The sequence below is a fragment of the Aminobacter sp. P4_H6_2 genome (assembly GCF_056400805.1).
Genome location: NZ_JBFUKO010000285.1, coordinates 1 through 6,927, shown reverse-complemented (window position 1 = coordinate 6,927; position 6,927 = coordinate 1). Strand labels below are relative to the sequence as shown.

The window sequence follows — 6,927 nt, the reverse complement described above, 5'->3', positions numbered from 1 at the left end:
GCGCCATGACGTAGAAGGTCATGAACAGCGACAGCGAGATGAGGATCAGGTTGGCGGGAGTCGACTGCAGGCCGATGCCGGTACGCAGGATCGAAAACGCGATGATGAACCGCGTGAAGCTCGTCACCATGATCAACAGGCCCGGCGCCACCGACAAGACGGTCAGCAGGCCGAACATCTGGATGATGTAGCCGATGGTGGCGCCGTCGGTGTTGCCCAGCGCGCTCAGGTCGAGCTGCTGCGCGCCCGCGGGCAGGGCGGTGCCCGCGAGGATGGCTGCGGTGGCCAGGAACTTTTTCATTCAAACAGCAACGTTCTGATCAGGACTTCCTTGACGTGACCGTCGCTGCGGATCGCGGCGCGTTCGTCGAGGTCGGTCTTGAGATGGCGGAAAGCGCTGGCGCCCTGGATCTGATGGATCCTGAGCGTGCGCACGAAGGCAACCAGGTCCTGGTGGACGCGATCGGCGAGGTCGGGCGGTTGCGGCGCGTCGAGCACCAGCGAGACCTCAAGGCGCACCCACATGGTGTCGGGCGCGGCGAGATTTGCGGTGATGGTGGGGAGCTGCACCAACGTGCCGGCTGCTGCAGGATCGCTGGCGTCCTTGTTGGGCGCATGCGGCTTTGCCGTCTCAGCGGCCACCTGTTCGGCCGGCTTGGCTTCGCCCTTGAGATARCCGCCGGACAGCCAGCCCATGCCGATGGCCGCCGAGGTCATCATCAGCAGGATGCCGATCTGGATGACCAGTGACCGGCCGGGTTTTGCTGCGGGGGGCTGTTCTACTGCTGACATGACCGACCTAGAAGGGGAGGACCTGATCGAGGAACTGCTGGCCGTAGGGCGGCTGCTGGACCTCGGAGATGCGGCCGCGACCGCCATAAGAGATGCGGGCTTCGGCGATGCGCTCGTAAGGAATGGTGTTGTGCGGGCCGATATCGGTCGGGCGCACGATACCGGCGATGGTCAGCACGCGCAGCTCGGCGTTGACGCGGACCTCCTGCGAGCCGCGGATCATCATGTTGCCGTTAGGCAGCACTTCCATGACGACGGCGGCAACGAGCAGGTTGAGTTTCTCCGAACGGGCGGTGGCACCGTCGCCTGTGAATTTGGTTTTCGAGTCGATGTTTCCATCCGCCGAGCCGCTGGTGCCGGCCCCGTCCCATTCGAGGTCGAGGCCCATGCCCAGGCCACGGCTCGACGTGCGCTGGCGCTCGGACTCGTTCTTGAAGCGGGCCTTGTCGTCGATCTCGATCCTGACGGTGAGGATGTCGCCAGCCTGGAGCGCGCGCGGGTCGGTGAACATGCGGCTTTGCTTGTCCTGCCACAGTGAGAAACGCTTGGGCGGCGCCGAGGGCGATTCCGGGTAGCGGTACATTGACGAGCTGCCGTCCTCGATGCCGGAACCAACCGCCGACATGGTCGGCTCCTTGTTGATTTCCTTGAGGTCGGTGGCACAGCCGGCGAGGCTTGCGAGCATGGCCGCGAGAAGGACTTTTCTGGTCATGTTGGGTCTTCCCGGCGGGATGCGCTTGCCATGATGCGGGTCAGCTCGGCCGCCGACTTGCTTTCCATCTCGTTGAGGATGACGCTGGACTTGCGGGCGTCGAGCTTCATCAGAATGGCGGCGGCGAGGTCGATATTCATGACCGCCAGGCGCTCAGCGGCGGCATCGGGTTTCATGCGCGAATAGATCTGGACGACGCCTTCTTCGGCGCGGGCCAAAAAGACCTCGCGGCGCTTCAGCCATGTCTCGTATTCAGTCTTGCGCTCCTCGAGCATTGCAATGCGCTTGTCGACTTCGGCCTGGAGCTTCTTCAGCTCTTCGGCCTGAAGCGCGTAGCGACGGTCGCGGGCAGCGTCGGCGATGTTGGAGCAGAAGCGCTCGACTTCGCTCGGCTCGACCGTGTTTGGCGGGATTGTCGCGGTGTGCTCGGGTGAAACTTGCGGTTTGACCTCGCGCGGCATGACCTGGGTGGGCGTGCCCTGAACGAGCATCTGTTCGGCGCGGGCCAAGCCGCCRCCGGCAAGGACGATGGCCAGTGCCGCTACGGGGAGGGCCTGGCGGTAGAACATCTGGAAATGGCTTGTTGTCATGGCCATGGCCTATTGAACCACCAGGTCGGCTTGCAGCGCGCCTGCCGACTTGATGCCCTGGAGGATTGCGATGATGCCGTCCGGCTTGACGCCGAGGCGGTTGAGACCGGCGACCAGCGTCTGCAGGTCGGGGCCGTCGAGCATGGCCAGCTTGGAGTCGGGACGCTCCGTCTCGATGACGGTGAAGTCCTCGATCGCGGTCTGGCCGCGCGCGAACGGCTCGGGCTGGACGACGCGCGGCTGCTCGGTGATGCGGACCGTAAGCGTGCCGTGGCTGATGGCGACACGCGAGATCTTGACCTCGTTGCCGATGACGATGGTGCCGGTGCGCTCGTCGACGACGACCCGGGCCGGGGTGTCGGACATGACCATCAGGTTTTCGAGCTCGGCATAAAAGCGCGCGGTCGACACACCTTCGGGCTTGCGGATGACGACGGTGCGCGAGTCCTGCTCGCCGGCCACGCGCTTGCCGAAACGGTGGCGGGCATAGTCGTTGACGGCGTCAGCGATACGCACCGCTGTCGAGAAATCGGGATTGAAGAGCTGCAGCGTCAGAACGTTCTCGTCGCCGAAGCGGGCCTTGACCTCGCGCTCGACGATGGCGCCGTTGGGGATGCGGCCGGCGGTCGGAACGCCCTGGATCACCTTTTCGGCATTGCCTTGCGCGGCAAAGCCGCCGACCAGCAGCGAGCCCTGGGCGACGGCATAGATCTCGCCGTCCGGCGCCTTGAGCGGCGTCATCACCAGCGTGCCGCCTGAAATCGCTGTGGCATCGCCGAGCGAGGAGACGTTGACGTCGATGCGGGCGCCGGACTGCACGAAGGCCGGCATGTTGGCCGTGACAACCACCGCAGCGACATTCTTGACGCGCAGGCGGCCGTCCTCCGAGGCGATGCCGAGATTTTCGAGCATGGCGCGGATCGACTGTTCGGTGAAGGGCGAGTTGCGCAGGCTGTCGCCGGTGCCCGGCAGGCCGATGACGAGGCCGTAGCCGACAAGCTGGTTGTCGCGGGATTCCTGCAGTGAGGCGACGTCCTTGATGCGGACATTGATGAGATGCGCGCCGCCGCTGTTGAGCGTGGTCTGCCGTCCGCCGTCACCACCGCTGCCAAAGCCATCATCGCCGCCAGCCTTGGCGGCACGCGCTGCCAGCTCGGAGGCAGGAACGCCGTCGGGACCGTCGGCGTAAGCGTTCTGGAGGCCAAGAACGGCAACTGCCGCGAGCAACAGTCTGCGGATCATATGGCACCCACGTGGATCGAGCCGTCGGCCATGACCGTGCCGCTGAGGACCTTGCCACTGTCTATGTTGCGGACCTTGACAAGGTCGCCGGCAGCACCCGGTTCGAGCGTGACGGCGGTAGCCGAGATCAGGAGAGCACCCGCGGCGAACACGACCTGGACGGAGGCGCCGCGGTCGACCAGCCAGGCCTCGCGCAACGCATTGACGGGAATATAGCGGCCGGGCAGCAGCGTGCGCTTGGCAACCCTGCCGTCGAGCTCCTTGGCAAGCGTCGCGACCGCGTCCGGGCGAACCTTGCCCGGCTTGAGCGTGACTTCCTTGAGCGCGGACAAGGCGATCGCTTCGCCGGGGTAGATGACGCGGTTGGGAACGAGCACCACCTCCTGTTCGGCGGCCATCGCTGCGCTGCCAAGCATGGCGAACGCGAGGACCGCCGTGCGGATATGGAGGAGGGCGTTCCGTCGCCGCATGATGCTCACCKGATGTTCTTGGAGACGACAGCGGCCATTTCGTCGGCCGCCTGAATGACCTTGGAATTCATCTCGTAGGCGCGCTGCGCCGAGATCAGCTCGGTGATTTCCTTGACCGGGTCGACGTTGGAGTTTTCCAGGTAGCCCTGCTTGATCGTGGCGTAGCCGGGATCGCCAGGCACGCCGACATTGGCGGCACCCGAGGCTTCGGTTTCCTGGAAGAGATTGTCGCCGAGAGGCATCAACCCCGCTTCGTTGGCGAAGTTGGCAAGCGTCAGGTCGCCCAGCGGCTGGAGCGCTGCCTGGCCGTCGAGCCGGGCGAAGACCTGGCCGGAATTGTTGACGATGACCTCGACCGCATCCTGCGGCACGGTGATCGCCGGGACGACGTTGAAGCCGTCGACGGTGACCAGCTGGCCGGTGGCGTTCTTGTTGAACGAGCCGGCGCGGGTGTAGAGTGTCTGGCCGTCGGCACCTTCGATCTGGAACCAGCCCTTGCCTGACAAGGCGAGGTCGAACTCGTTGGTGGTGCTGGTCAGGCCGCCCTGGATGTGGACGTTGCGCACGGCCGCCGTCTTGACGCCGAGGCCGATGCTGACGCCTTCCGGCACGATCGCCGAATTGGCGCGATTGGGCACACCTTGCAGGCGGTCGACCTGATAGAGCAGATCGGAGAATTCGGCGCGGGCGCGCTTGTAGCCGGTGGTGTTGATGTTCGCGATGTTGTTCGCGATCACCTCGAGATTGGTCTGCTGGGCATTCATGCCCGTAGCGGCAATGGCTAGCGCTTTCATCGGAATGTTCCTCAGATGCCCATGCGGCTGACTTCGAGATATGCCGTGACGATCTTGTCGCGGATGGCGACGGCCGCCTGCAGCGCCTGCTCGGCACTCATCACCGCGTCGACAACCTCACGGGTGTCGGCCTTGCCCTGAAGCCCGGAAAGCGAGAGCTGCTCTGCCTTGTGCAAGGTGGCCTTGGTCTGTGCGGCGGCGTCCGCAAGGGCTGCCGCGAAGGACGAGCCGACGCCGCCAGCTGCGGCTGCGCCAGCCTCGGGCACGACGCTCGTCGGCTTGCTCAGTAGCTGCGTGCCGAGTGGGCTGATGCTGCCGATCATTACTGGCTCCTCATAAGATCAATGGTCATGGAAATGAGATCGCGCGCCTGCTTGATGACCTGCAGGTTGGCTTCATAGGAACGGTTGGCCTCGGTCATGTCGGCCATTTCGATGATGACATTGACGTTGGGCATCTTGACGAAGCCGCTGGCGTCGGCGGCCTCGTTGCCGGGCTGGAACTCCAGCGGAAACGCCGACTGATCATGGCCGATCGAGGCGATCTCGACGGTTGAAGCGCCGGTTGCGCGGTCGAGCTCGGCAGCGAAGCTCACGGTCTTGCGGCGATAGGGGTCGGCACCRGGCGTGTTGCCGGTAGACTGGGCGTTGGCAAGGTTTTCCGAAACGATGCGAAGGCGTTCGGACTGGGCTCCGAGACCGGAGCCTGCGACCTTAAGTGCTGAAACGAGCGGATCCATCCCTGTCAGGCCTTTGTGCTGAGCATGATCATGCGGTGGAAGGCCTTGACGATGGCCGTGTTGAGCTCGAACGAACGGCGGACTTCGCCGGCTTTCATGAGCTCGTCTTCGACCGCCACCGTATTGTCGGATGGCAGGACCGCGTGCTTGGGTTCTTCGGGTTTGACCGCGTAGCCTGCTTCGGTGGCGCCACCGGTGAGATGGCCCTTCTGGGTCGACGCCATGGCGACGCGCGAACGGTCAAGCACGCGCTCGAAGGGCTCGATGTCGTTGGTCCGATAGCCGGGCGTGTTGGCGTTGGCGACGTTGCCGGCGATGGTGTTCTGGCGCACCGAAAGCCAGCGTGCCTGCTGGGCGGCCAGATCGAACAGGTTGACGGGGTCCATGGAAATCTCCGAGCAGATTTCCAAACACTATTGCGTCAGTCTTGCGCGGGCCTTGCGCGGCGGTCCTTCGGCAAAACCAGCTCAAGGCGAGACGTGGAAGACCTCTTCGCGCGAGGTGACGAGCACCCATTTGCCGTCGCGCTGTTCGATCGAGGCGACACGGCTCGAGTCGGGCAGCGGCGAGCCACGCTGGACGATCCAGACGCCGGCATCGTCTTCGACCATGGCTCGGCCATTGGCGATATGAACGAGCTTGAATTCGATCTTCGGTCCGGGGAAGGGCTGTTCGGTAACGCCCGGAACGCCAACCTCGTCGTCCTTGTCGCGGCGCAGCGAGCCGGTGGCAAAGAGGTCGAGCTTCATCGGCGGAATATCTTCGACCGACATAGGCGCGCCTATGCGGTTGACCTGTTGGCCCATGGCGAGCGGAATCGGTTGCTGGTTCTGGCCGCCGCCAGAGAATTTCATCGCGCGGACGCCGAATTTCTCCTGGTTGAAGAAGATATACCAGGGAAACAGTGCGCAGGTGAGACCGAGCGCGATGCCGAGGCCAGCGATGACGAAGTCGCTGCTGCGGTCGCGCTTTTCGCGCCTTGGGGTGATGGTCAGCGGCGAGCGCTTCAAGCCGAGGCGCTGGAGCAGCGTGAGCGGCTTGTCCTTGCTCCCGATCATTTCGAGGAACACGCTTGCCGGGTCATTCCGCCTGAACATGGGCTCTATCCTTGGCTTTCAGGTGACGTGCGAGATCGGAGAACGGATCTAGCGAAGGCCCATCGGCAGGCGACTGGCCGAGCGCCTCGTAGATCACCGGAACCTGGCGCACGGCGAGATCGAGCTCCGGATCGGCGCCGGCCTGGTAGGCGCCGAGCAGGCGGATGTCGCGCGTGTCTTCGAAACGCGAGATCATAGCCTTGAGCTTGCTGACAAGCTGGCGCTGTTCTGGAGTCCAGGCCTTGCCGGCCAGACGCGAGATCGAGGATAGCGGATTGACCGGCGGATAGCGGCCCTGTTCGGCAATCGAGCGGTCGAGCACGACGTGGCCATCGAGGATGCCGCGGACGGAATCCGCGACCGGATCGTTGTGGTCGTCGCCATCGACGAGCACCGAGATGATCGCGGTGATCGAGCCGGTGCCTTCCATGCCGGGGCCAGCGCGCTCAAGCAGCTTGGGCAGGTCGGTGAAGACGGACGCGGGATAGCCG

Annotated in this window: 11 protein-coding genes and 1 pseudogene; all 12 read right to left on the bottom strand. The window is 64.5% G+C overall.

Going from position 1 to position 6,927, the window contains the following annotated elements; translation table 11 throughout:
• Positions 1-301: EscR/YscR/HrcR family type III secretion system export apparatus protein (locus tag AC1DUU_RS19180; RefSeq protein ID WP_476784992.1), on the bottom strand; the 301-nt coding region annotated here is incomplete at its 3' end.
• Positions 298-792 carry a flagellar basal body-associated FliL family protein gene (locus tag AC1DUU_RS19175; protein ID WP_476784991.1) on the bottom strand — a complete coding sequence of 165 codons (495 nt, stop codon included), beginning with the start codon at positions 790-792 and terminating at the stop codon, positions 298-300. The genes AC1DUU_RS19180 and AC1DUU_RS19175, both read right to left, overlap by 4 nt.
• Before the next feature lie 7 nt (positions 793-799).
• On the bottom strand, positions 800-1,504 hold the full coding sequence (gene flgH / locus AC1DUU_RS19170; protein ID WP_476784990.1) for a flagellar basal body L-ring protein FlgH: 705 nt from the start codon (positions 1,502-1,504) through the stop codon (positions 800-802).
• A complete protein-coding gene (locus AC1DUU_RS19165) occupies positions 1,501-2,100 on the bottom strand; it encodes a MotE family protein (protein WP_476784989.1) in 600 nt (199 codons plus the stop codon). Before AC1DUU_RS19165 ends, flgH begins: the two co-directional genes overlap by 4 nt.
• A gap of 3 nt (positions 2,101-2,103) precedes the next feature.
• A complete protein-coding gene (locus AC1DUU_RS19160) occupies positions 2,104-3,336 on the bottom strand; it encodes a flagellar basal body P-ring protein FlgI (protein WP_476784988.1) in 1,233 nt (410 codons plus the stop codon).
• Complete coding sequence (gene flgA, locus AC1DUU_RS19155) at positions 3,333-3,806, bottom strand: flagellar basal body P-ring formation chaperone FlgA (RefSeq protein ID WP_476784987.1); 474 nt, start codon at positions 3,804-3,806, stop codon at positions 3,333-3,335. The genes AC1DUU_RS19160 and flgA overlap by 4 nt, the downstream gene beginning before the upstream one ends.
• 5 nt (positions 3,807-3,811) lie before the next feature.
• Positions 3,812-4,600 carry a flagellar basal-body rod protein FlgG gene (gene flgG / locus AC1DUU_RS19150; protein ID WP_476784986.1) on the bottom strand — a complete coding sequence of 263 codons (789 nt, stop codon included), beginning with the start codon at positions 4,598-4,600 and terminating at the stop codon, positions 3,812-3,814.
• Positions 4,601-4,611: 11 nt separating this feature from the next.
• Positions 4,612-4,923 carry a flagellar hook-basal body complex protein FliE gene (gene fliE, locus AC1DUU_RS19145; protein WP_476784985.1) on the bottom strand — a complete coding sequence of 104 codons (312 nt, stop codon included), beginning with the start codon at positions 4,921-4,923 and terminating at the stop codon, positions 4,612-4,614.
• On the bottom strand, positions 4,923-5,339 hold the full coding sequence (gene flgC / locus AC1DUU_RS19140) for a flagellar basal body rod protein FlgC (protein ID WP_476784984.1): 417 nt from the start codon (positions 5,337-5,339) through the stop codon (positions 4,923-4,925). The genes fliE and flgC overlap by 1 nt, the downstream gene beginning before the upstream one ends.
• 5 nt (positions 5,340-5,344) lie before the next feature.
• Positions 5,345-5,725: a flagellar basal body rod protein FlgB gene (gene flgB, locus AC1DUU_RS19135; protein ID WP_476784983.1), complete on the bottom strand. Its 381-nt coding sequence runs from the start codon at positions 5,723-5,725 to the stop codon at positions 5,345-5,347.
• Between the two features lie 81 nt (positions 5,726-5,806).
• The gene (locus tag AC1DUU_RS19130; protein WP_476784982.1) at positions 5,807-6,436 is read right to left on the bottom strand and encodes a hypothetical protein; all 630 of its coding nucleotides are present in this window, start codon (positions 6,434-6,436) and stop codon (positions 5,807-5,809) included.
• Positions 6,420-6,927: pseudogene (gene fliI / locus AC1DUU_RS19125) on the bottom strand (flagellum-specific ATP synthase FliI); the annotation flags it as partial. The gene AC1DUU_RS19130 and the pseudogene fliI, both read right to left, overlap by 17 nt.

Bases quoted from the DNA above. Each gene is read 5' to 3' on its own strand.
- flgH (WP_476784990.1), bottom strand. From the start codon at position 1,504: ATGACCAGAAAAGTCCTTCTCGCGGCCATGCTCGCAAGCCTCGCCGGC.
- AC1DUU_RS19160 (WP_476784988.1), bottom strand. From the start codon at position 3,336: ATGATCCGCAGACTGTTGCTCGCGGCAGTTGCCGTTCTTGGCCTCCAG.
- flgA (WP_476784987.1), bottom strand. From the start codon at position 3,806: ATGCGGCGACGGAACGCCCTCCTCCATATCCGCACGGCGGTCCTCGCG.
- fliE (WP_476784985.1), bottom strand. From the start codon at position 4,923: ATGATCGGCAGCATCAGCCCACTCGGCACGCAGCTACTGAGCAAGCCG.
- flgB (WP_476784983.1), bottom strand. From the start codon at position 5,725: ATGGACCCCGTCAACCTGTTCGATCTGGCCGCCCAGCAGGCACGCTGG.
- AC1DUU_RS19130 (WP_476784982.1), bottom strand. From the start codon at position 6,436: ATGTTCAGGCGGAATGACCCGGCAAGCGTGTTCCTCGAAATGATCGGG.